This window comes from Acidisphaera sp. S103, assembly GCF_009765975.1.
In the GTDB taxonomy this organism is placed as follows: domain Bacteria; phylum Pseudomonadota; class Alphaproteobacteria; order Acetobacterales; family Acetobacteraceae; genus Rhodopila.
Map to the genome: position 1 here is coordinate 218386 of NZ_LMUJ01000060.1, position 23270 is coordinate 241655.

Annotated in this window: 18 protein-coding genes and 2 pseudogenes; 15 read left to right on the plus strand and 5 right to left on the minus strand. The window is 63.8% G+C overall.

The window, feature by feature from the left end:
* Nucleotides 1–1051: pseudogene (locus GSQ89_RS19940) on the minus strand (hypothetical protein); the annotation flags it as partial.
* A 270-nt stretch (nt 1052–1321) separates the two neighbouring features.
* On the opposite strand from GSQ89_RS19940, the gene flgE reads away from it, so the two are divergent.
* The 9 genes from flgE to GSQ89_RS19985 all read left to right on the plus strand — a co-directional run bounded on the left by flgE (nt 1322) and on the right by GSQ89_RS19985 (nt 11724).
* On the plus strand, nt 1322–2656 hold the full coding sequence (gene flgE, locus GSQ89_RS19945; RefSeq protein ID WP_158928412.1) for a flagellar hook protein FlgE: 1335 nt from the start codon (nt 1322–1324) through the stop codon (nt 2654–2656).
* A gap of 11 nt (nt 2657–2667) precedes the next feature.
* Nucleotides 2668–4182 carry a flagellar hook-associated protein FlgK gene (gene flgK, locus GSQ89_RS19950; protein WP_158928414.1) on the plus strand — a complete coding sequence of 505 codons (1515 nt, stop codon included), beginning with the start codon at nt 2668–2670 and terminating at the stop codon, nt 4180–4182.
* Nucleotides 4179–5264, plus strand: coding sequence for a flagellin (locus GSQ89_RS19955; RefSeq protein WP_158928416.1), 1086 nt, complete (start codon nt 4179–4181; stop codon nt 5262–5264). The genes flgK and GSQ89_RS19955 overlap by 4 nt, the downstream gene beginning before the upstream one ends.
* A 105-nt stretch (nt 5265–5369) precedes the next feature.
* Complete coding sequence (locus GSQ89_RS19960; RefSeq protein ID WP_158928418.1) at nt 5370–6221, plus strand: flagellin; 852 nt, start codon at nt 5370–5372, stop codon at nt 6219–6221.
* 83 nt (nt 6222–6304) lie between these two features.
* Nucleotides 6305–6769 (plus strand): flagellar biosynthesis repressor FlbT, encoded by a 465-nt coding sequence (locus GSQ89_RS19965; protein ID WP_158928420.1) that lies wholly within the window; start codon nt 6305–6307, stop codon nt 6767–6769.
* Nucleotides 6735–7082 carry a flagellar biosynthesis regulator FlaF gene (locus GSQ89_RS19970; protein ID WP_158928422.1) on the plus strand — a complete coding sequence of 116 codons (348 nt, stop codon included), beginning with the start codon at nt 6735–6737 and terminating at the stop codon, nt 7080–7082. Before GSQ89_RS19965 ends, GSQ89_RS19970 begins: the two co-directional genes overlap by 35 nt.
* 3 nt (nt 7083–7085) lie before the next feature.
* Nucleotides 7086–7928 carry a DUF1217 domain-containing protein gene (locus GSQ89_RS19975; RefSeq protein ID WP_158928424.1) on the plus strand — a complete coding sequence of 281 codons (843 nt, stop codon included), beginning with the start codon at nt 7086–7088 and terminating at the stop codon, nt 7926–7928.
* Nucleotides 7929–7961: 33 nt separating this feature from the next.
* Entirely contained in the window at nt 7962–9419 is a 1458-nt protein-coding gene (locus tag GSQ89_RS19980; RefSeq protein ID WP_158928426.1) for a methyltransferase, read from the plus strand.
* A complete protein-coding gene (locus GSQ89_RS19985) occupies nt 9409–11724 on the plus strand; it encodes a glycosyltransferase family 41 protein (protein WP_158928428.1) in 2316 nt (771 codons plus the stop codon). The genes GSQ89_RS19980 and GSQ89_RS19985 overlap by 11 nt, the downstream gene beginning before the upstream one ends.
* 228 nt (nt 11725–11952) lie before the next feature.
* Here the strand turns inward: GSQ89_RS19985 and GSQ89_RS38590 are convergent, their stop codons facing one another.
* Nucleotides 11953–12399 (minus strand): hypothetical protein, encoded by a 447-nt coding sequence (locus tag GSQ89_RS38590; protein ID WP_216856287.1) that lies wholly within the window; start codon nt 12397–12399, stop codon nt 11953–11955.
* 232 nt (nt 12400–12631) lie between these two features.
* On the opposite strand from GSQ89_RS38590, the gene GSQ89_RS19995 reads away from it, so the two are divergent.
* Nucleotides 12632–15448 carry an EAL domain-containing protein gene (locus GSQ89_RS19995; protein ID WP_158928430.1) on the plus strand — a complete coding sequence of 939 codons (2817 nt, stop codon included), beginning with the start codon at nt 12632–12634 and terminating at the stop codon, nt 15446–15448.
* On the opposite strand, the gene GSQ89_RS20000 is transcribed toward GSQ89_RS19995, so the two are convergent.
* On the minus strand, nt 15406–16242 hold the full coding sequence (locus tag GSQ89_RS20000; RefSeq protein ID WP_216856288.1) for a hypothetical protein: 837 nt from the start codon (nt 16240–16242) through the stop codon (nt 15406–15408). The two genes, GSQ89_RS19995 and GSQ89_RS20000, sit on opposite strands and share 43 nt — an antisense overlap.
* A gap of 315 nt (nt 16243–16557) precedes the next feature.
* On the opposite strand from GSQ89_RS20000, the gene GSQ89_RS20005 reads away from it, so the two are divergent.
* Nucleotides 16558–16731, plus strand: coding sequence for a hypothetical protein (locus tag GSQ89_RS20005; RefSeq protein ID WP_158928434.1), 174 nt, complete (start codon nt 16558–16560; stop codon nt 16729–16731).
* A gap of 29 nt (nt 16732–16760) precedes the next feature.
* On the opposite strand, the gene GSQ89_RS20010 is transcribed toward GSQ89_RS20005, so the two are convergent.
* Nucleotides 16761–17774: a cytochrome-c peroxidase gene (locus GSQ89_RS20010; RefSeq protein WP_158928436.1), complete on the minus strand. Its 1014-nt coding sequence runs from the start codon at nt 17772–17774 to the stop codon at nt 16761–16763.
* Between the two features lie 308 nt (nt 17775–18082).
* Between GSQ89_RS20010 and GSQ89_RS20015 the strand changes: the two genes are divergently transcribed.
* Nucleotides 18083–19717 carry a GMC family oxidoreductase gene (locus GSQ89_RS20015; RefSeq protein ID WP_158928438.1) on the plus strand — a complete coding sequence of 545 codons (1635 nt, stop codon included), beginning with the start codon at nt 18083–18085 and terminating at the stop codon, nt 19715–19717.
* A gap of 29 nt (nt 19718–19746) precedes the next feature.
* On the plus strand, nt 19747–21366 hold the full coding sequence (locus tag GSQ89_RS20020; RefSeq protein WP_254073285.1) for a GMC family oxidoreductase: 1620 nt from the start codon (nt 19747–19749) through the stop codon (nt 21364–21366).
* 56 nt (nt 21367–21422) lie between these two features.
* Here GSQ89_RS20020 and GSQ89_RS20025 read toward each other — a convergent pair whose 3' ends face one another.
* Entirely contained in the window at nt 21423–22109 is a 687-nt protein-coding gene (locus GSQ89_RS20025; protein WP_158928442.1) for a 2OG-Fe(II) oxygenase, read from the minus strand.
* A 162-nt stretch (nt 22110–22271) separates the two neighbouring features.
* Here GSQ89_RS20025 and GSQ89_RS20030 point away from each other — a divergent pair, with 162 nt between their 5' ends.
* Nucleotides 22272–22502, plus strand: a complete 231-nt coding sequence (locus GSQ89_RS20030; RefSeq protein ID WP_158928444.1) for a CsbD family protein — start codon at nt 22272–22274, stop codon at nt 22500–22502.
* A 70-nt stretch (nt 22503–22572) separates the two neighbouring features.
* A pseudogene (locus tag GSQ89_RS39310) lies at nt 22573–23270 on the plus strand (glycogen debranching enzyme GlgX); the annotation flags it as partial.

Genomic DNA, 23270 nt, shown 5'->3' on the forward strand with positions numbered 1-23270 from the left:
GCTTCGCCGGATCGGTGCCGGCCTCGACCGGATGCAGCGTGATCTTGCGATCGGCGGGCACCGCCGCCGAACTGCCGATATCTATCGCCGCCGCGGAGGGCAACGGCGGGAGCGGCGGTGGTGGCGGGGCCGCTTGCTGCGCCACTGCATCAAGCGCGCGTTGTGACGGCAGGCTTGGGCTGGCGGTCGCGGGGCCGCCTGTGTCGGAGGCCTGCCGGGAGGGGATGGACAACGCTTCCCCGTTTGCGGCACCCCCGTCAGGGGTGGCCGCGTCTGAGATGGTCGCACCTGGCGCGATCCCGTCTGGAATGGCCGCGTTCCGCCCCGTCTCGCTGGTTGACGTGGTCGAGGCCGCGGCCGGATGAGCGGATTCGGTGGTGGTGGCCGCCGGTGCGTCAACGGGGTGCGCTTGCGTTGGGACGGCCGCGGCCGATCCGGCCGACACCGCGTCCGGGGTCGCAGCCACCGGAGCGAACGAAGCCGTGTGGTCCGGCTTCCCTCGGGTCGCCGGCTCCTTGGCGGTCCGGGATGGCACGGCGCCCTGAATCGCTGTCCTGCCGGCGTCCAGACCTGTTGTGGTGAGGGCGGCCCGACCCGGGACCGGCGGATCATCGGTGGCCGCAATCGACGCCGTGTCCAAAGGGACCACCGGCGGGTCGACAGTCTGGTTAGGCACCGCGGTGGACGTCGCCAGGGTCTCGGGTTCCGGTGCAACGGCAGGACCGGGTGTCGTGGAATCGGGTTCGGCAGCGTGATGGTCCTCCTTGCCCGCATGCACTGGCTTCGCCGGCGGGACGGCCGTGTGCGTGGTCACCACCTTGTCCGGCTGGACCGGGTCTGGATGGGCGGATCCGGTGGTGGCCGCCGGCGCTGGCTGGCCCTGCCTGGCGTTGTTCGACGCCGGTTTCGACGTCGGCACAGAAGCTGCCGGACCGTAAACCGATCGCAACACCTGTCCAAATCCCTCCGCGGTCGCGGGGACGGCCGGTGCGGACGTCGTTTTGACGGCAATCGTACCAGGCAACGGTGCGATCGCGGGGGCGGCTGGCACTGTATGGTCTCCTGCGTGCGGTCTCCTGCCATGGGGATTTTCCCGCCGGACAATGATCCGATGCTTGCAAAGCAATGTCCGGGCCAAGCCGAAACCCTCGCGCAACCGCCACCTGTTTCCGGGAACCCGGCAAGAATGGCCATACCGATCCCGCCAGCCGGCAAATCCTGCCCAGCCAGACGGACCCGCAACGCCAGCGAAATCCGTCACTTCGTGCTTGGCACGCTTCCTGCTGTTGAAACGACCGACAAGCCTCGGAGCATTAAAACGATGTCCCTATTCGGTGCGATCAATACCGCCATCAGCGGCCTCACCGCCCAATCCGCCTCGTTCGGCAATATCAGTGAGGACGTCGCCAACAGCCAGACCACAGGCTTCAAACGCGTCGATACCTCGTTCATCGATTACCTGACCACCAGCACGGCGACGGACAACGAACCCGGCGCCGTCGTCGCCCAACCCGACTATGTCAACAATGTCCAGGGCGCCGTCACCCAGACCGATAACCCGTTGGGCATGGCAATCGCCGGCCAGGGGTTCTTCGCGGTGTCCCAACCGACCGGTGAGGCCAATGGGGTGGTGACATACAACCCGCAGCAATTCTACACGCGGGACGGCGACTTCACGATGAACGACTCCGGCTATCTGGTGAACAGCGCCGGGCAATACCTGAACGGGTGGACTGTCGATCCCACCACGGGTGTCGCGGACCAGAATGCGCTGGTGCCGATCCAGGTCAGCCAGTCCACCTATAATCCGGTCGCGACCTCGAACGTGACCCTCGCGGCCAACCTGCCGGCCACCCCGACATCTGGCACCGCGACGACCGCCTCGCCTCTGTCGTCGCAGATCACCGTCTATGACTCGCTGGGAACGGCCCATACAGTCACCCTCAATTGGACGCAGAATGCGGACAACGACTGGAACGTTCAGATCTCGGTGCCGGATTCCACCACCGGCACCACCGACGCGGGCACCGCCGATGTGCAGTTCGGTGCGACCAGCGGCAACGCGGTGCCCGAGGGCACCATTGGTCAGGTCGCGGCATCCACAACCGACCCAGGCACGATCACCACCAGCGGCTATACAGCGGGACAGGGGGCAACCCTGCAGTTCACCACCAATTTCGGGTCAGGCAGCCAGACGATCCAGCTCAATCTGGGCACCTACGGCGGCACCAATGGCGTCACCCAATACGCCGGCAGCAGCTACAGCCTGCTCGGGTTGACCCAGGACGGCGTCCCGCCCGGCAGTTTTTCAGGCGTAACAACCCAGGCCAATGGCAACGTCGTCGTCAACTACAATAACGGCCAGACCCGTACGATCGCGCAGATTCCGGTGGTGACATTCAACGCCCCGGATTCACTGCAAAGCCAGAACGGACAGTCCTTCACCGCCACCCCCGCCAGCGGTTCGCCGCTGGCCGAGGCCGCCAGCACCAACGGCGCGGGAAACCTGGTGGTCGGATCGATCGAAGGCTCCAACGTCGACATCGCCACCGAGTTCTCCAACCTGATCGTGGCCCAGCAGGCTTATTCGTCGAACGCGAAAGTCGTCACCACGGCGGATCAGATGCTGCAGGCCACCCTGCAGATGATCACCTGACGTTCTGACCGATGGGTCTCAATTCCGCTCTCTCGATCGCCGCCGGGGGGCTGGCGAACATCAATGCACAGTTCGCGCTGATCTCGCAGAACGTGGCGAACGCCGCCACGCCCGGCTATGCGGTCGAGATCAGCAACCAGCAGGCCCTTACCGCCGACGGCGTCGGCATGGGGGTGCAGACCGGACCGGCGACGCTGCAGATCGACCAGGCATTGCAGACCTCCGTCTTGCAGCAGAACGCCACGGTCACCGGCCTGCAGACCACCCAGACATCGCTGCAGGCGATCGACAGCGTGCTGGGCACGCCAGGTTCCGGCAGCGATATCGGCAGCCTGCTGGGCAACATGCAAGACAGCTTTTCCACCCTGCTGACCGATCCCGGCAACCAGACGCAGCAAAGCACGGTGGTTTCGGCGGCAACGACCCTGGCTCAGGGGATCAATTCGCTCAGCGCGGCCTATGCGACGCAACGCCAGGGCGCACAGAACGACCTGGAATCGGCCATCACCACGCTCAACAGCACTCTGGCAACGATCGGCCAACTCAGCAACGAGATCATCGCCCTGAAACCGACCAACCAGAGTACCGCCGACCTCGAAAATCAGCGGAACACGGCAGTGCAGGCGTTGTCGCAACTGTTGCCCGTAAAGACGGTGGAACAACCCAACGGCGACCTGTCGATCTTCACCAGCACCGGCCTGACCTTACCGACAAACGACGGAGCCACCCCGTTCACGATGGCGAGTTCATCGACGCCGGCCGGATCATATTATCCCGGCGGCGGCATTGCCGGCATCATGCTGGGCGGCGCCGATGTCACCAGCCAGATGACGGGGGGTCAGATCGGCGCCGATATCACCCTGCGCGACACGACCCTGCCGACCGACCAGGCGGAACTTGATGAATTCGCCCAGGGTCTGTCCAGCCGGTTCGCCGGACAAGGGCTGACGCTTTTCACCGATCCGGCCGGCAACGTGCCCGCGGGGGGTGGCACCCCGGCCCAGTCCGGCTATGTTGGCTACGCGGGGACAATCCAGGTCAATGCCGCCGTCGCCGCCGATCCATCGTTGGTCCGCGACGGCACCAACGCCGTCGCCGGCACCGGGTTCACCCCCAACCCGTCGGGCGGCCCGGCCGGTTTCACCAGCCTGATCTCCAACGTCATCAACTATACTTTCGGCACCCAGGTGCAGAGCGGCGTCGCCCAGCCCGCCATGAACACCAGCAGCCTCGGCGCTTCCGGCAACCTGAACGCGCCCTTCAACGCCGCCGGTGACACGTTGTCGGACTTCGCCACCAGCCTCGTCTCCTCCCAGGCGGAGCAGAGCGCAACGACCACCAGCAGCGTAACGACCGAGCAGGCGCTGCAGACGAGCCTGCAGGCGAAGGTCTCGGCGGTCAGTGGCGTGAACATGGACACCGAGGTGTCGCAGATGCTCAGCCTGCAGAACGCCTATGGTGCGAACGCTCGGGTCATCGCCGGGGTGCAGGCGATGTTCACCCAACTGCTGCAGGACATCCAATGAGCAGCACCATCGGCACCGGCTACGGCATCCTGCCCACCCTGATCGCCAACAGCACCAGCGTGCATCAGCAACTCGATACGCTGACCGAACAGGCGAGCACCGGCCTGGTGTCGCAGACCTATGCGGGGCTGGGCGGCGAAGCCAGCGTCTCGCTGAACCTGAACCCGCAGCTTACTGCACTGCAGACCTATCAGAACGACATCGGCCAGGCGACCGGCAGCATGTCCGTCACCCAGACGACGATGACCCAGATCCAGCAGATCGCCTCCACCTTCGCCGCCGACATACCCGACCTGAACAGCCTCAATGCGTCAGAGGTCGACAGCGTCGCCGCCCAGGCCAACGCCGCCCTGCAACAGGTCGCGGGCCTGCTGGATACCCAGGACGGCAACAATTATGTGTTCGGCGGCCAGGATTCCACCAATCCGCCGGTCCCGTCGCCTGACGATATCCTGTCCTCCGGCTTTTACACCCAGATCAACGCCGCGGTTTCTGCGCTGTCCGTCAACGGCGCGACCGCAACCGCCGCTTCGACCCTGTCGATCGCCAGCTCGAACGCCGCCGGCACGTCTCCGTTCTCTGCCTATATGTCGCAACCGGCCTCGGCCATCAGCCCCCCGGTGGTACAGACCGGAGAGGGCGGTACGGTACAGACCGGGTTGCTCGCCAGCGCCAACTCGGTCGCTGTCTCCTCCGGCACATCCACCACCGGATCCTATATGCGCGACCTGATGCGGGCCCTGGCGACGCTGGGATCGCTGTCCAGTTCCCAGGTCAACGACACGGGGTTTGCCGCACTGGTGCAGGACACCGGCACCAGCCTGACCGGCGTGGTCAGCGCGATGGCGACTGATGTCGGCGTCCTGGGCAGTACCCAGGCGAACCTGACGGCCACGCAGACCCAGTTGTCGGATACCGCGACGGCGCTGACCGGGCAGTTGTCGTCCGTCCAGAACGTCAACATGGCACAGACCATTTCCAGCCTGACCAGCATGCAAACGCAACTACAGGCGTCGTATCGTCTGATCAGCGGCGAAACAAGCCTGTCGCTGGTGAACTTCCTGCCGACCACCACGGGATGAAAAAATCTTTGTCTTGTTCATACACTGTTAACTTTCATCCGTCATCCTGCCCGTCGAGCTCGCAAAAAGCAGGCACATTCATTTCGGCCCAAAGGGTAACACACCATGTCCCTGAACTCAGTCAACACCAACATGGGCGCGATGGTCGCGCTGCAGTCCCTGGAATCAACCCAGAGCCAGTTGGCCGTCACGGAAAAGCAGATATCGACCGGCTATCGTGTCGCTGACTCGACCGATGACGGTGCCGCTTATGCCATCGCACAAAACATCCGCTCGACCGTCGGGGTGTTGACCACCGCCAACCAGCAGCTTGGCGGCGTGCAGGGCTTGCTGTCGACGACGCAGTCGGGTTTGAACAACATCTCCAATCTGATGGGCAGCATGCGCGACGTCCTGCTCAATTTGTCGAGCAACGAGACGCAGGGTACCCAGCGTACCGACTACATCAATCAATATCAGTCGATGCTGGCGAACGTGCAGACCTATATTCAGGATGCCGACTACGGCGGCAAGACGCTGATCGGCGACCTCAGCGGGAGTACCGGCAGCTTTGGTCGTGTCGCAGTGGCACGAAACGAAAGCGGATCGTCCTACGGCATCGCATCGTTCAGCGGTTCGGCGCTGTACGGATCGATCAGCTTTACCAGCACCCAGCTTTCCGGGGCCAGCACGGTCGCGGCGCTGATCAGCACCACCGGCACGTTCCTCAACCAGATGACCTCGGTTGGCACCGAACTGAACTCGATCGGCAGTTCGATCAACTATGTCAACAACCAGACCACCTACAACAGCGACAAGATCGACGCGTTGAACAGTGGCCTTGGATCGCTGGTCGACGCCGACCTAGCGAAGGAATCCGCCCAGCTCACGGCCTTGCAGATCCGTCAGCAGCTTGGCACCCAGGCCCTGTCGCTGGCGAACCAGGCGCCGCAGACACTACTCAGCCTGTTCAAGTAATCGCCTTCCGGTGACCGGCGGACCTGATCCCAGGTCCGTTCGGCCCGCCGGCTGAATTCGCATCGCTCCACGGAAGGGATCTGATGTCTAATCTCGTTCTGGAGCTACGCCAAGGCGAGGTCATGATCGTGAACGGTGCGCCAATCCGCTTTCGCACCCGATCGCGCATTGAACTGACCGCCAAGGCACGCTTCCTGTTCGGCAAGCAGATCATGCCGCCGGACCAGGTGGATAGTCCCGCCCGCCGCATCTACTTCGCGCTTCAGTCCGCCTATATTGGTAGCGAAATGGAACGGGAGGGGGGTCTTGAAGCCGCCCGTCACTTCATCGCCGACTTCCAGTCGGCGACAACGTCCGAATTGGTCCGTGCGATCCTCTCCCAAGCCCTCGTCGCAGCAGAGGAGGACGATTGCTACCAGGCCCTGAAGCTCGTCCGCCGCATCATACAGCACGAAGACGCCGTGCTTGGGAAAAGCCCAAATATGTCCATTCCAACAGGGAATAGCGATCACCATGTTGAACGCGAGCCACGCCTTACAGGCCTATAAGACCGCCTCCCGCTACCGGTCTCAGCGGGACCAGGAAGCCGATGTGTTCCGGCAGGCCATCGCCGCGTTGAAAAGCGCGAAAGACGCCAGTCCCATTCAGCAAATCCGCGCCCTGACCGACAACCGACGGCTGTGGACGACCGTCGGCGACCTGCTGCGGGATCCCGGCAATGCCCTGCCTGAAGCGTTGCGTGCCGGTATCCTGTCGGTCGCCAAAACCGTCCAGCGGGAAATGGACCAGGAAGCACCCGATTTCGACTTTCTGATTGCCATCAACGAACAAATCGCCGCTGGCCTGGCCGGGCAACCCTGACCGATGAGCAACGCACTCAGCTACCTCACTACGCTCTATGCCGACTCGTTCGGTGGCGGATCGTCCCTGCTGGACACGATCTACGGCATCGGCACGTCCTCCGCCGGTTCTACCGACCCGGTGCAGGCGCTGCAGCAGGCCGAACAGAACCAGACGCAGGACGTCACGATGACGGCCACCCAGCCGGCGGTCAAAACCGCGATCGCGGCCCTCACCCAGGCGGTGAATTCCGCCACCAGCATGACCCAGTTGCTGTCCAACCCGGCCTTCATGAATGTGCTGCTGACCGCGAATGGCATGAGCGACCAGATAGGCTACACCGCCCTCGCGACACAGGCGCTGACCTCGAACACCGCGGACCCGAATTCCCTGGTCAATCAGTTGACCGATACGCGATGGAAAACCCTCGCTGGCAACTACAACTTTACCTCCACCGGACTGGCGTCGTTCCAGAACCCGGCGACCATCGCCTCGATCGCCAACGCCTACGCAACGGATACCTGGGAGACCAACCAGGATTCGGTGACGCCCGGGCTGTCCAACGCCCTGGCTTTCAAGGCGCAAGCATCGACCATCACCTCGGTCGACCAGATCCTCGGCAATCCGACGATGCGCACCGTCGTCACCACCGCCCTCGGCATACCGGAACAAATCGCCTTCCAGGACCTTGGTGCCCAGGAACAGGCGATCAGCACCCGCCTGGGCAGCATCTCTCAGTTCCAAAGCCCCTCATTCGTCGAAAGTTTCGTCCAGAAATACCTGATCGCCAACGCCGGTAGCGCATCTGCGTCATCGACGCCCGATCTCACGACCCTGGCGATCCAGGCCGACGGCATTCTCGCCTGACTGTCGCTTCACAGGCTCAAAAGGAGCCCCTTCATGGACACGATTCACGTCACGGCCGACGCCGACGCACTGCGTGGCCGAGCGACACAACTGATAGACGCCGGGCGGTTCGAGGCGGCTCGGCCGCTGCTGGCCGCCGCGCGGGTACTGGCCCCCCCGTCGCCCGAACTGACCCTGGTCGGCGCCCGCCTCGCCCTGGGCAGCGGCGCGTGGGAACAGGCGATGCGGGAACTCGACGACGGCATCGCCGCCGAACCCGCCCATGCCGGCCTGCGCAAGTGCCGGGCGGACCTGCGGCAAAGGATCGGCGACCGGGAAGGATCGGCGCGGGACGCCGCCGAGGCGGTGATCTTCGATCCCGCCGATCCCCAGGCCAAGGCCATCCTGGGGTTGGCGCTGCTCGACCTTGGCCGTACCGCCGATGCGGTTGCCTGCCTGGCCGAAGCCGTGGCCGGTGCGCCGACCGACTTCGATTACCGCCAGGCACTGTCCTCCGCTTTGGAGAAAACCGGCGATCGGGACACTGCCCTGCTGGTCCTGACCGACGGGATCGACCTCTGCCCGGCCAGCGTCGCCATGCGTAACGCCGCCATCCTGCTGTGCGTGCGCCGGCGGGACTTCACCCAGGCGGTTCGGCTCGCCGAAATCGCCCGCTCCCTGGGCATCGCCGATGCCTGCACATTCGGACTGAAAGGCCATGCGCTGTCCAGCCTCGGGCGGCACGACGAAGCCGCCGTTGCCTATCAGGACGCGCTCAAACTTGGCCCGGAGGACGACTACGTTCGCCATCTCGTCGTCTCATCGAGTGCGATGCCCGATTCCAGGCGCGCCCCCGAAGGCTACGTCCGCACCGTTTTCGACGGCTACGCGGATCGCTTCGAAACCCATCTGATCTCACTCGGATACCGTATCCCCGGCGCCATCCGCACCATGCTGCAAGCCCATCCCAAAATCGCCGCCGGCCTGCCCGTCGGTCCCGTCCTCGACCTCGGCTGCGGCACCGGCCTGGTCGCCCTGGCGATCGGCGACCTGCCCCTCGGGCCGTTCACCGGCGTCGACCTGTCGCCGCGCATGCTCACCCACGCCCGCGTCAAGCGGCTGTATACGGAACTGCGGGAAGCCGACATTATCGCCGACTTAGCCGAACACCCGCAGCGCTGGCCGCTGATCGTCGCCGCCGACGTGCTGTGCTATTTCGGGACATTGGAAGAAATTTTGGCGATCGTTCACCAGCGGCTGGAACCGGGTGGCTGGTTCGTGTTCTCGGTCGAGGCGATGCTGCCCGACCACGACGGCATCATCCCCGGCAACGGCAACTGGGCGCTGCACCGGCAAGGCCGCTACGTCCACGCCGAACATTACGTCTATGAAGCAGCCTGTGCCGCCGGTTTCCGCGTGACGCGCGTGGACCGCCCCATCGTCCGGCAGGAGGCGGGCGCCGACGTCCCCGGCCTGTTGTTCGCCGTCGAACGCATCCGCGATGACGATTGACGTTCACCTGTCGGCGGTCGGGGTGGACCTGCTCGCCGCCGGCCGCTTTCAGGATGCGCTGGCGCCGCTGCGGCTTGCTGTGTCGCTGGGCGACACGGCACCGGCGACCCTGCTCAATCTGGCGATCGCTGAGGATCGGGCCGGGGACCGGGATCGCGGCCGGCGGCTGATGCGACAGGTCGCCGTCCGCCTGCCGGATTGGGACGAGCCGATGTTACGCCTGGCCGAAAGCCTGCGTGCCGCTGGCGAAACCATGGCGGCCGAGGAAGCCTATGGGCAGGTGCTGGACCTCAATCCCAGCCGTCCGGAGGCGTTGATCGCGCTGGGAGGCCTGCTGCTGATGCGCGGGCAAGGGGAAGAGGCACGGACCCTGTTGATCCGCTGTTGCGGTGTCGCCCCGGACAATGCCGAGGCATGGAACACGCTGGGCCTCACATTGCGCGCGACCAAAGCCCCCAGCCCGGCGTTGACCGCGTTCGTCAAGGCCCAGACGCTGCGGCCGGGTTGCCTGGACTACGTCCTGAACGGCGTCGAAATCACCCTGGATGCCGGGGAGAGCGACGCCGAACTCGCCCGCCTGACCGTCGCCTGCGGGCAAGACCCGCTCAATCCCGCCATCCAGCTTGGCCGCGGCATGCTGCTCGAACGCCTGGGCCGCCGGCCGGAGGCGATCGACGTCCTGGAAGCCGCGGCCGCGCTGACGCCGGACATGGTGGTGCCGCTGCGGCTGCTGGGCGGCGTGCTGGCCCGTTCCAGCCAGGTTGCCCGAGCGCAGCAGGTGCTACGCCGCGTCAGTGAACTGGACCCGGACAATCCGCAGGTTCGCAACGACCATGCCACCGTGCTGATACGGCTTCACCGACATGCCGAGGGGCGGACGATCCTGCTCGATGTCCTGGACCGCCATGGCCCCGACATCGCGATCCTCTGCAACCTGGCCAATGCGACGGCCTGCCTCGGGCTGCAGGAGGAAGCGGTGGCGATCGCCCGGCGCGCGATCGGCCTGGATCCCCGTGCCGTCCTGCCGCGGCGCGCCTTGTGCAACACGCTGCCGTATCGCGATGCCACCACCGGTGCGGAACTGCTTGCAGCCATGCGTGATTGCTCCGCCGTCCTGCCGCGCGTGGCACAACCGCCATTGGGAAATAACCCCGATCCGGATCGACCGCTAATCGTGGGTCTGTTGTCGGGAACCCTGCGGTCGCACCCTGTGGGCTGGCTGACGGTCGCGGGCGTCGAGACGCTCGACCCGGACCAGTTCTCGTTGATCTGCCTGACGCAGAACGCGGCGCCCGAAGACCCGATCGCCCGCCGCTACCGCGCCGCCGCGCGCGGCTGGATCGAGGTCGACGGCCTCAACGACGCCGCCCTGACCGCCGTCGCGCGCGACAGGCACATCGACATCCTCATCGACCTCGGCGGCTATGGCGACGCCGCCCGTATGCCGGCCTGTGCCAACCGTTTGGCGCCAGTGCAGATCAAATGGGTCGGCATGCAGGCGCACAGCTCCGGCGTGGCCGAGATGGACTGGTTCCTGACCGACCGGTGGGAGACACCGGACGGGTTCGAGCCACTGTATAGCGAGAGGCTGTTGCGGCTACCCGACGGCTATGTCTGTTACAGCCCGCCGCCGCACGCCCCGGACGTGGTTGCTTTGCCCGCTTTGACCAGCGGCTTCGTTACCTTCGGCTGCTTCAACAACCTGGCGAAGATCACGCCGCGGGTCATCGAAACCTGGGCGGCGATCCTGCGGCGCATTCCGGACGCAAGGTTGATCCTGAAGACCCATCAGTTGTCCGACGGTCCCACCGCCGACAGATTTCTGGCGGCTTTCGCCTCGCTGGGGATCGCCGGGGACCGGATCGAGCCACGTGGGTCCTCCGGTCATCGCGCCTTCATGGGCCAGTACGGAGATGTCGATATCGTGTTGGACCCGTTCCCCTATTCCGGCGGGTTGACGACCTGCGAGGCGCTGTGGATGGGCGTGCCGACCATCACGCTGCCCGGCGAAATATTCGCGTCGCGCCATTCGGCCAGCCATATGAGCAATGCCGGGCTGCCCGATTGGGTTGCCGGATCGGTCGAAGACTATATGGACATGGCCGTCGCACGGGCCGGCGATTTGGCGGCACTGGCGGACCTGCGGGCCAGGCTGCGGGATCAGGTGCGGCGAAGCCCGCTGTGCGACGCCCCCCGGTTCGGGCGTGGCCTTGGTGCGGCCCTGCGGCGCGCCTGGCAGGCGTGGTGCGTGGAGACATCCCCGCCGATGCCCGGGCACGTTCAGTCCCGAAATGTGTGGAAATAATATGGGCCGGACGCCGGATGCGCCTACGGTTTCGCGGGCCCCACCAACCCCGCGCGATACCGGCCGCGCAAGGCTGGTCACGACTCCGACGGCGTGGCTAAAAGGATCACATGACATGGCGAGAGGTGGAACACCGGTCTTGCGACCCTGGATCGTCCATCCCCGGCGGTCTCGGTGTCGTTCGCGTCAAACGTCTCTGATGGACGCGGGATGGAGGAATGCCGTGCTCTATTTCACCGATACGTCCAGCCGCATCTTGGGATGGATACCGCACAGCACCACGAAATCTCCGGGAACGGAGAATACGATGTCGGTTTTGCTCCCGGGCTCCTGGTCGCCCGAATCAAAACTGAAGGTCTTTGAGTCCACATACGCGTGGTGGATCAACTCGCCATCGTCATTCACGATCTCAACCGTATCCCCCCGATTGATCGACAGCTTGCCGGGGTGGAACATTTGGCCTTTTTGCGTAACGATGTATGGGTCGGCCGCTATCGCCGCCAGAAATGGAATCGCGCATGCAAGACCCACGAAGCCGCCGGTCAAAAACGGCTTCCAAAAACGCCGATGCGGAACGATCGCGCGCGTAGCGGAATTATTCTTACAAATTGGTAACATGGGCGCGGTGCGCGCGACTGTCGCTTTCCGGAAATGGCGGGTAGCGACAATAAGCATTGATTCCCCAAGCACCCAGCGACCCATCCGACATTGAAACGAGTAAGTGTTTTGTAGCTATTTCCATCTTAATCCACGCAAGCAGTCTCGTAAAGGAATCTCCTCGCCCATGCCCCCCTTCGGCCGGCGCCGAATCAATCGACCGACTCAGCTCACGATCCGAGCGAGTATCTTTCTCGGCTTCGCGCTGATGTGCGCGTTCACGGCGGGTCTTGGGTATGCGTCCGCGCTTATGATCAGACGGTCGGCGGCGCTGGTCGTGGGGACGTTCGACCGGTCGCTCATGTCGATCGATTATGCCCGGGCGGCGGCGGCCGATTTCTCGGCCATGCAAACCGGTTTCCTCCGGCTGCGCCTGGCGACCAACCTGTCTCAGCAGAAGGAACGCGAGGCCGAACTCGATGTCATGGCCAAGACGTTTTATGAGGATCTCGACATCAGCGCGACGCGATCGCAGTCGGTCCGGGCCAGGCGCGCCGCGGAGACCGTGAAAAACGCGGTGGACGGCTGGCAAAGAAGCCGCGGCGACATCGACGCACAATTGCCGCTCCCCGAGGTACTCGCGGAACTGGATGGCTACTCCAAGACCGTCGACCATCAGATCGATCTGCTTATCAACCTGACCGCGGGCGATGGCTTTCTGTACCGGCAGCAGGCATTGCGGTCGATCAGTACGGAATCAGAGCTGGACATCGGCTTTACGTTCGGTGCCCTGCTGCTGTCGGCGCTGGTGACCTGGCTGGTGGCCAAACGCATCTCGGGGCCGGTTTCCTCCGCCTCCGCCATCGCGGCCCTGATCGCGCGCGGCGATCTGGACGTGGCGATCCCCGAAGGCCGGCACGACGAACTGGGCGACCTGCTGCGGTCCATGGCGATCATGCGCGACAGTATCCGCACGATGATGCAGACCGAGGTTTCGCAGCGCCGGTCCGCCCAGGCGCGTCTGGTGGACGCGATCGAGAATTCCCGGGAAGGCGTCCTGCTGGTCGATACCGCCGGGCGCATCGTCGTCTCCAACTCGCCCCTGGCCGGATTCTTCGGCGATCTGAACGAGTTGCTCGCGCCGGGCGCCTCACTGGCCAAGCTGATCCGGGCCGTGGCGCAGACCAAGGTCATCGAGGAGTCCCGGCAGGAGCTCGATGCGCTGCCCTGGTCCGCCGCGCACGACGCGCCCGGAACGGTGGAAATCGGCCTGCTGAACGGCAACTGGCTGAGGGTCAGTTGGTGCCCGACGCGCGAAGGCGGCCTGGTCGCCTTCTTCAGCGACATCACCCAGTCGAGAAGCCGGGAAGCGCAGCTTACCCAGACCAACCTTTGGTTTGACGCCGCGTTGACCAATATGACGCAGGGCCTGTGCGTTTATGACAGCGATGCCAGGCTGAAAGTCGTCAACACCCGGTTCCGCGACATCTATAATCTGTCCGCGGACCAAATCCCGATCGGTACCCCGATCGAGACCGTACTGGCGACCTTGTTGTCTTCGATCGACGACAACAGCCTCTCGGTTGACGACACCAGGGCGATACGGGAGCGCATCGCCAGGCGCGCCGTGTTCGCGCAGCAGCACGAACTGACGGACGGCCGCGTGATCGCTTTCTCGCACCGTCCGATCTCCGACGGCGGGTGGGTCCTAACTTATGAGGATGTAACCGAACGTCATCGCAGCGAGGCCAGGATCTCGTTCATGGCGCGGCATGATTCCCTGACGACCCTGCCCAACCGGGCCTTGTTCGGGGAACGGCTGGAGCAGGCGCTGGCGGGGCTGGAGCACGGTGCCGCGTTCAGCCTGCTGCTGGTTGATCTCGATCGCTTCAAGGAGGTGAACGACACCCACGGGCATCCGATCGGCGATACGCTGCTGCGCGTCGTTGCCAGGCGTCTGCTAGCTTGCGCCCGGGACGAAGATACCATCGCCCGCCTGGGCGGCGATGAATTCGCCTTCATCGGCACTGGCGTGCGCGACGCCTACGACGCCGGACAGCTTGCCGCCCGCATCATTCAGACCATCTCCCAGCCATTCGTTATTAACGGATATAGTCTCGAAATTGGTGCCAGCGTCGGAGTCGTGGTCGCCAACGCCGACAACCGCGACGCCGACAATTTGCTCCGAGACGCCGACATCGCCCTCTATGCCGTCAAAAAGGATGGTCGCGGCAGCTACGCCGTGTTCACGCCCGAGATGGAAATCGCCCTGCAAGAGCGCCGGCTGCTGGAGCACGATTTGCTGCAGTCTCTCGCCGAAGGGCAAATGGAGCTGCTGTACCAGCCCAAGGTCGCCCTCGCCGACGGCCGGATCAGGGGTTTCGAGGCGCTTCTGCGTTGGAACCATCCGACGCGGGGGGTTATCATGCCCACCGATTTTATTTGGCTGTCGGAGGAGATCGGCTTCATCGAGAAGCTTGGTGCCTGGATCCTGCATCAGGCCTGCAAGGATGCGGCGCACTGGTCCTACACGCTGAAAGTCGCGATCAACGTATCCCCGGTGCAGTTCCGATCCGGCCAACTGATCCGCCACCTGGAGGCAGCCTTGGCCGACTCCGGCATGCCGGCGTCCCGTGTCGAACTGGAGGTGACCGAAACCACGCTGCTGCACGAGAACGAAGCCACCCTGGCGACGCTGCGCGCCATGCACTCGCTTGGCGCCAGGATCGTCCTGGACGATTTCGGCACGGGCTTCGCCTCCCTGAGCTATCTGCGAAGCTTCCCGTTCGACCGTATCAAGATCGACCGCTCCTTCGTGAAGGATTTCGGTCTGCGGAATGACGCGGACGCGATCATCCGGGCGATCGTGGGGCTTGGAAAGAGCCTTCGTATTCCAGTGACCGCCGAGGGCGTCGAGACTGACGAGCAGCTTGCGCTCGTCCGGGCGGAAGGGTGCGACGAGGCACAGGGCTATCTGATCAGCGAGCCGATACAAGCGGCGGACGTGGCGGCACTGGTTGCCAGGCTGGCGCCTGCCCCCACGGCCTCGACACCGGCGGACGGTATCAAGACCGGTCCGGCACCTTACGCCGCCCCTGCGGAGAACAGGGCAGCATGTCCGAGATAATACGCCGCGACCGTGATAACGAACGCGATCACATAGTACGCTGGCATGCGAAGCGATGTGAACCGTCGCCCTGGCCCGTTATCGGCGATGATTGCCAAAAATACGACAATGATCGGAGAATGACCAATTGCGTCGATCTTGCCGAATTCCGGGACGGCCGAGATGAACGTGGCGGCCAGCAGAACCGCGGCGGTACGTCGCACCAGCGGAGGTCCGATCAGGGCGAAAGCCAGGCTGAACTCAACGACGCCGGCGGCCTTCATGTAGAAGACCGGGTCGAATCCCATCGCCATCCCAGCGTGAGAGACAAACAGCGGGTAGGTCCAGTCAGGATAAGCCCATTTTTCGACCGAGGCCCACATCAGCGTCACCGCCGCGCCCCAGCGAAGAACGTCGACCGGTCGCACGCCGCGGCGGTCCAAACCAAGGCCGATCAGAGCAAAATAGCTGGCGGAAGCAAGAAAAATCGGGTAATCCATCAGATGAAACAGGCCGTAGTGTACAATAGCGTATCCATAGAGGAAAACTATACCTGCTGCGGCAAACACCAACGTCTGTCGCCAAATGAAACACGCAGCAATAACCAGTTGGAACCAAGAAATCGCAACCACCGACGTCTTAAGTTCGGGGGTCATGATGATGCCGCCGACGGTCCACAACACCACAAAAAAGCCGCCATAAACGGCCCGCATGAGAAGTTCTGTGTCACGCAGTATCAACGTGCTGACGCGGTCCAGCGACCGCAGGATGGTGCCGCCCAGGACTGTGTTTCCGATCAGGCTGCCGACCGTCAACAGAACGATTGCCACGAGAGCGAGGTCAATGAACGTCCCATCCCGCACCCAATCGAGGCTCTTCGGCGTTTCGGCGACGTTATACGCGGCGAACCATTTGACATGGGCCTCGGCGACACGCGGAACACAGGTCAACGCCAGCGCGGAAACCACGCCGGCAAGGCCCTGGATAGCTCGGCCCGCGCCAACTCGCCGGCGGGCCGTTCGGGCCACCAAGGCTGGCGGCGTCAAGGCCCCAGGGGGCTCACGGTCCATCCCCTCGGATGGGCCCTCTTTTAGACTGCGGATAATGACAGAATTCAAGGTGTGCTACTCATGAAATGGCTGCAATGTTTCGGCGTATTGAGTATGGTCATAGCCCTTGCCGGCATGGGCTTGGCGCACATGTCAACGCTTTTGCCCTCTCGAAAGGGCTTTTTTGAGAGTTCCGGCGGCATTCTCTTCATCGCGGGCGTGGCTTTGCTCGGCTTCACATTGCCGCTTCCTTAGTGGTAACTTAATCAATAACATTATCGAGATTAGCGGGGAAGGATCGGAATCGCAACCGGATCGGGACTTGCCGTCAACGTTTTCAGAAACGTGATCAGATCGACCTGATCCCGTTCAGATAGCCCGAGCGGCACGATCAGTTCGTCGCGGCTCGGTCGGTCTATGCCGCCTTTGTTATACAGTGCGATCACACTGGCCAGATCCGGCAACGACCCATCATGCATATACGGGCCCCGGTGCACCACATCGCGCAACGTCGGCGTCTTGAAAGCGTAACGGAGCTTGACCGAGGTCGGAAACAAGGCCCCTCGCCCGATATCGTTGCCCTTCGCGCTGCCAATGTCGTGGAACGATCCGTCCGTGAACGCCCAACCGGAATGGCATGACGAACAATGTGCCTTGCCGGTGAACAGCGCGAAGCCCCGCTTCGCACTCGCATCGACCGCTTGATCGTCGCCGGCGACCCATCGGTCGAACGGTGCGGTGCCCGACACAATTGTCTTTTCGTAAGCGGCGATCGCGTCCAGCACGCTCGAGCGCGTTATGCCCTGGCCGGGAAACACCTCACTGAAAGCCGTTGCATAACCGGGGATCCGAGCCAGGCGCGCCAATACCTCGGGTTCCGGCAGGTTCATATTGGTCGGTGAGGTGATCGCTGCGAACGCCACGGCTTGCAGGTCGCGGAACTTGCCATCCCAACCCAGCCTGGGAATCTGGTAAACATTCAGCAGCGTCGGCGCCCGCAACTGCATTGCATCGCCGTTGTCCCCGATCGCCTTGGGCAGCCCGTCCCCCCAGGACAAGCCTGGATTGTGGCAAGTCGCGCAGGACCGAGAGGACGTTCCCGACAGGATGGGATCGAAAAAGAGCGTCTTACCGAGGTCGATTTCCTTCTTCTGCGCGGGGTCGACGTGAAGGGACACCGACGGCGGGGGCTTGTATTGAGCAAGCAGGGCAGATTCGGCCTGCGTCATGCCGGCCCGCGCGGCAATCGCCGTCAGCAGCAACGGCAGCGAGACAAACAGGGCAGCAACGGCACGCATTTTAAGTCCGAACGAACATTGGGCTCTCCAGGTATCATTTGAAAGAGAATTGCGCGTCCATGTCGAGTGCGAATCGGACATGGGTGTTCACATGATCCGTATCAGTCATGCGACCACGTCGTTCACGCCAACCCGTATCAAGGCCGACACCATACACAGGGCCGCATGATTGGGCGATAACAACGTTGGGCAGGACGGAAGCGGAACGCCATGGGCTGCTCGCGGATCATTGGCATCGCCGCCCCATTGCCTCGCTGTCCACCATGGACAATCCTGCTTGCTGATCAATCCACGGGGGAAGCCTGTCCATGCCTGCCGATTCGGATACCTACGACTTCATCGTCACTGGGGCCGGGTCCGCCGGCTGCGCCGTCGCCGGTCGGCTGGCCGAATCACGCCTGTACCGCGTGCTGCTGCTGGAAGCCGGCCCGCCCGACAAGAATCCGTGGATCCACATCCCCCTCGGCTATGCCAAGACCTATGTCGATCCCGCGGTGAACTGGATGTTCGAAACCGAACCCCAGCCACAGATGAAAAACCGCCGCCTCTACCTGCCACGCGGTAAGACCCTTGGCGGTTCCAGTTCCATCAATGGCATGCTGTATGTGCGCGGACACCATGCCGACTACGATGAGTGGCGCCAGCGTGGCTGCACCGGCTGGGACTGGGACTCGGTTTTGCCTTACTTCAAAAAAGCCGAGAACCAGGCTCGCGGCGCCGATGCGTTCCACGGCACCGGCGGCCCCCTGCACGTGTCTGACCAGACGGAGAAAGGCGAACTCTCGAAAGCCGTACTCGAGGCATGTGTCCAGGCCGGCATTCCGCCCAACCCCGACTTCAACGGCGCCCGGCAGGAAGGATGCGGCTACTACCAGACCACAACGAACAACAAACGCCGGTGGAGCGCCGCGAAAGCCTATCTGAGCAATCCGCCGCCGAACCTGACGATTCAGACCAATGCGCATGCCACCCGCGTGGTGATTGAAAATGGCCGAGCGACCGGGGTTGAATACCAAACGGCGGGGGGACGGCGGGTCAGCCGTGCCAGCCGCGAAGTGATCGTCTCCGGCGGCGCCTATGGGTCACCACAACTGCTCCTGCTGTCAGGGCTTGGCCCGGCGCAGCATCTGCAAGATATGGACATCGAGGTCATCCGCGACATGCCGGCGGTCGGGTCCAACCTGCACGATCATTTCAATACCACCGCGAGCTGGCGGTGCAGCAAGGCGATTACGCTGAACGACCTACAAAACAGCACATTGCGAAAAATGCTCGCCGGCGTCCGCTATGGTCTGTTCCGCTCCGGTCCGATGGCCAGCAACGGCATCACCGCCGGCGTATTCACCCGCTCTGACCCGCGGCTGGAACGCCCCGACATCCAGATCAACCTGTTCGAATGGAGCACCAAGGAACGCAGCCGGGACGCCGTCATCCCGCACGACTTCCCCGGCTTCACCATGTCCCCCGTCCACCTCCGCCCCGAAGGCCGAGGCACTGTCCGGCTCGGCAGTCCCGACCCGTTCGCCTGGCCGGCGGTGCTGTTCGACTACCTGCGCACCGATTACGACATCCAGGCCGCCCTGTTCGGCATTCGCCTGGTGCGCAAGATCGCCGCGCAGCCGGCCCTGCAACCCTACGTCGTGAACGAACTTTCGCCGGGTTCGGAGCTCACCACCGACGACGACCTGCTGGACTTCATCCGCCGCACCGGTGTGTCCAACCAGCACCCCACCAGTTCCTGCGCCATGGGCAACGGTCCGAACACAGTGGTCGATCCGCGGCTGAAGGTGCATGGCATCGCCGGATTGCGGGTCGCCGACGCCTCCATCATGCCGGTTGTGGTGGGCGGCAACACCAATGCCCCCACCATCATGATCGGTGAAAAGGCCGCGGCGATGATCCTGGAGGACACGAGGGCTGGCGCTCCGTCCCTGGCGGCGTAGTCTTTTCCGAAATGGACGGGGGACGAAACGTGACGGCTGAAACCTACGACTACATCGTAACGGGTGCAGGATCGGCCGGCTGCGTCCTGGCCGCGCGCCTGACCGAATCCGGCCGTTACAAAGTCCTGTTGCTGGAAGCCGGCGGCAAGGACAACAAGTTCTGGATTCACGTCCCGATGGGCTATGCGAAGACCTTCGTCGACCCGAAGGTGAACTGGAAATTCGAATCCGAACCGGAACAGGAACTCAACAACCGCACCATGTACCAGCCGCGCGGCAAGGTGCTGGGCGGCACAAGCTCCATCAACGGCATGATCTACATGCGCGGCAACGCCGCCGACTACGACCAGTGGCGGCAGCTCGGCAACGAAGGCTGGGACTACGATTCCGTCCTGCCGTATTTCCGCAAGGCCGAGGACAACGAACGCGGCGCTGACGAATTCCACGGCTCAGGTGGCCCCCTGCGCGTGTCCAACCAGCCCTACGAATGGGAAATCGCTAAGGCGCTGCTGGAGGCCTGCCAGCAGGCCGGCATCCCCTACAACCCCGATTTCAACGGCGCCAAGCAGGAAGGCTGCGGCTACTACCAGACCACCACCAAGGACAAACGCCGCTGGAGCACCGCCGCCGCCTATCTGCGCATGGCGAAAGGCCGTCCGAACCTGACGATCCGGACGAACGCCCACGCCACCCGCGTCCTGTTCGACGGCCGCAAGGCCACCGGCGTCGAATTCCGCACGCCAAAAGGCCTGGAAACCGCCCATGCGGGGCGGGAGGTGATTGTCTCCGGCGGCGCCTACGGGTCGCCGCAACTGCTGCAACTATCCGGTGTCGGTCCCGCCCAGCACCTGACCGAGATGGGCATCGATATCGTGCATGACATGCCGGGCGTCGGGTCCAACCTGCAGGACCATTTCAACACCTACTGCACTTACCGAATCTCGAAGAACCTGTCGCTGAACGCGCTGCAATACAGCCTGTCGCACCGCCTGGTGGCCGGCGCGCAATACGTGTTCCTGCGGTCGGGACCGATGTCCGGTAACGGACTGTACGTCGGCGCGCTGGTCCGCAGCGACAAACGCCTGGAACGCCCCGACTTGCAGTTCAACATCTCCGCCTGGAGCACGATCGACCGCACCGCGGATGGCATCATCTCGCATCCGTTCCCGGGGATTTCGATCAGCCCGGTGCACCTGGCACCCGAGGGCCGCGGCACCGTCCGCCTGCGCGCCAATGACCCGTTCGCTCCGCCGGAGATAAAGTTCAACTTCCTGCGCAGCGAGGGCGACATGCGGGTGATGATCGCCGGGGTCCGCATCGCGCGCAGCATCGCCCGGCAACACGCGTTGCAGAGGCTGATGATGGGCGAAACCGCCCCCGGCGTCGCTGTCCACTCCGATGAGGACATCGCCGCCGACGTGCGTCAGCGCGGCGTGTCGAACCTGCACCCGGTCGGCACTTGCGGCATGGGCCAGGGACCGATGGCGGTCGTCGATCCGCGGCTTCGCGTGCATGGGATCGCGGGACTGCGGGTCGTTGACGCCTCCATTATGCCGGTGATCGTGGCGGGCAACACCAACGCGCCAACGATCATGATCGCCGAAAAGGCTTCGGACATGATCCAGGACGACGCCAGGGCGGCGGCGTGAAGATGTCAGCCTCGCGCTTGTGTCCCTGCCTACGTCCGAACCATCCGCACCTGGCATTACGCCGCGTCGTGGAAGATCAGCCCTAGCGTATGCCGCTTCCCCGTGTGAATCCGGCTCACGCCGTGCCGCATGGTCAATCTGTATGGTCCCCGCGTGCCAACCCCAGGCCGGTGATGCACCGGAAAAATCACCGCATCCCCCAGTCCCAGCGGCACCACGATGGCTCGGGACTGCGCGCGCGGCCGCTGCTCCACCATAATGAACTCGCCGCCGGTGAAATCTGCGCCCGGCTCGTTCAGCAACACGGTAGCCTGAAGCGGGAAGACCAGGTCCCCGTAAAGGTCCTGGTGCAGGCAGTTGAAGCCACCCGGGCCGTAGCGCAGCAACAACGGCGTGGGACGGCTCTGGCCGGCGGCATGGCAGCGCGACAGATAGGCATCCAGCGTGTCGGGAAACATGTCCGTTTCTCCCAACGTGCGACGCCAGGCATTCGCCACCGCCGCCAGCGGCGGATACAGCGCCGCCCGCAACGCTGCGACCGGACCGGGCAACGGATAGCTGAAATATTTGTATTCCCCCTTTCCATAAGCGTGCTGCTCCATCACGATGCGCTTACGAAAGCGCCTGTCGTCATCATATGATTCGGCCAGTACGCGGCACGTCTCGGCCGTCAGCAGCGGCCGGGTGGCATACCCCTGAGCGGCCAAATCGTCCGCCAGGGCCTCGGAAGGAATGTCCAACATTCCCTCATCATATCCGCTTTCCGGCGCCCGGCATCCCGGTTCTTGCTTCCGCATGATCGCATGGGCGGGGCCGTCCAAACGCGTGCTTCATACGGTTAGGCCTATGCAACCCAAAGCCTGCCCGCACGTTCAATCTCCTCCCACTCAGATAAGGAGGCTAACATGGTCGATCGCGTTGAAGGCACAGTCCGTGAGTTCGGGGGCCGCGTGCAGGAAGCCGTCGGCGACGTGACCGGCGATGCCAAGACCCAGGCGCAGGGCCTGTACAATCAGGCGGCCGGTCAGGCCCAGCAGGCGGCATCTCAGTTAAGCGACGTTGTGAAGGCGCAGCCCATCCTATCCTCGCTCGTCGCCCTTGGGGTCGGCTATATGATCGGGCGCCTGACATCCTGATACCGCTAGCCAGAAAACGGGGGCACGCGCCCCCTTTTTTGTGTCCGCGTCGCACAGAGAGAGGTTCCCAATGCCCCCGGCAATCAGCAAATCCCGAGTCAGCGAAGGCTCGCCCTATCAACTTGGTGCGACCTGGGACGGCCTCGGCGTCAATTTCTCGCTGTTCTCGGCCAATGCGACGAAAGTCGAACTATGCCTGTTCGACGACGCCGGCGAGAAGGAACGGGAACGGATCGAACTGCCGGAATACACCAATGAGGTCTGGCACGGCTATCTGCCCGACGCCCGCCCCGGCACAACCTATGGCTATCGCGTGCATGGGCCCTACGAGCCGGAGGCCGGGCATCGCTTCAATCCCAACAAACTGTGCCTGGATCCCTACGCCAAGGCGCATGTCGGCACTCTGAAGTGGAATCCGGCGATTTTCGGCTACACCATGGGCCAGGACGACCTGACGTTCGATGAACGCGACAGCGCACCCTTCATGCCGAAATCCAGGGTGATCGATCCCGCCTTCACCTGGGGCCGCGAACGGCCGCCATCGGTCCCCTGGGACCGGACGATCGTGTACGAGACCCATGTGCGCGGCTACACCATGCTGCACCCCGCCGTGCCAAAGCATCTGCGTGGCACCTTCGCCGGCCTCGGCCGCAAGGAAGTGGTGGACTACATCAAGACCCTCGGCGTCACGTCGGTGGAGTTGCTGCCGGTCCATACATTCGTCAACGACAGCCATCTGCTGGAAAAAGGCCTGACCAACTACTGGGG

Coding starts and splice junctions, on each gene's coding strand:
- flgE (WP_158928412.1), top strand. CDS start 1,322: ATGTCCCTATTCGGTGCGATCAATACCGCCATCAGCGGCCTCACCGCC.
- flgK (WP_158928414.1), top strand. CDS start 2,668: ATGGGTCTCAATTCCGCTCTCTCGATCGCCGCCGGGGGGCTGGCGAAC.
- GSQ89_RS19955 (WP_158928416.1), top strand. CDS start 4,179: ATGAGCAGCACCATCGGCACCGGCTACGGCATCCTGCCCACCCTGATC.
- GSQ89_RS19960 (WP_158928418.1), top strand. CDS start 5,370: ATGTCCCTGAACTCAGTCAACACCAACATGGGCGCGATGGTCGCGCTG.
- GSQ89_RS19965 (WP_158928420.1), top strand. CDS start 6,305: ATGTCTAATCTCGTTCTGGAGCTACGCCAAGGCGAGGTCATGATCGTG.
- GSQ89_RS19970 (WP_158928422.1), top strand. CDS start 6,735: ATGTTGAACGCGAGCCACGCCTTACAGGCCTATAAGACCGCCTCCCGC.
- GSQ89_RS19975 (WP_158928424.1), top strand. CDS start 7,086: ATGAGCAACGCACTCAGCTACCTCACTACGCTCTATGCCGACTCGTTC.
- GSQ89_RS19980 (WP_158928426.1), top strand. CDS start 7,962: ATGGACACGATTCACGTCACGGCCGACGCCGACGCACTGCGTGGCCGA.
- GSQ89_RS19985 (WP_158928428.1), top strand. CDS start 9,409: ATGACGATTGACGTTCACCTGTCGGCGGTCGGGGTGGACCTGCTCGCC.
- GSQ89_RS38590 (WP_216856287.1), bottom strand. CDS start 12,399: ATGCTTATTGTCGCTACCCGCCATTTCCGGAAAGCGACAGTCGCGCGC.
- GSQ89_RS19995 (WP_158928430.1), top strand. CDS start 12,632: ATGATCAGACGGTCGGCGGCGCTGGTCGTGGGGACGTTCGACCGGTCG.
- GSQ89_RS20005 (WP_158928434.1), top strand. CDS start 16,558: ATGAAATGGCTGCAATGTTTCGGCGTATTGAGTATGGTCATAGCCCTT.
- GSQ89_RS20010 (WP_158928436.1), bottom strand. CDS start 17,774: ATGCGTGCCGTTGCTGCCCTGTTTGTCTCGCTGCCGTTGCTGCTGACG.
- GSQ89_RS20015 (WP_158928438.1), top strand. CDS start 18,083: ATGCCTGCCGATTCGGATACCTACGACTTCATCGTCACTGGGGCCGGG.
- GSQ89_RS20025 (WP_158928442.1), bottom strand. CDS start 22,109: ATGTTGGACATTCCTTCCGAGGCCCTGGCGGACGATTTGGCCGCTCAG.
- GSQ89_RS20030 (WP_158928444.1), top strand. CDS start 22,272: ATGGTCGATCGCGTTGAAGGCACAGTCCGTGAGTTCGGGGGCCGCGTG.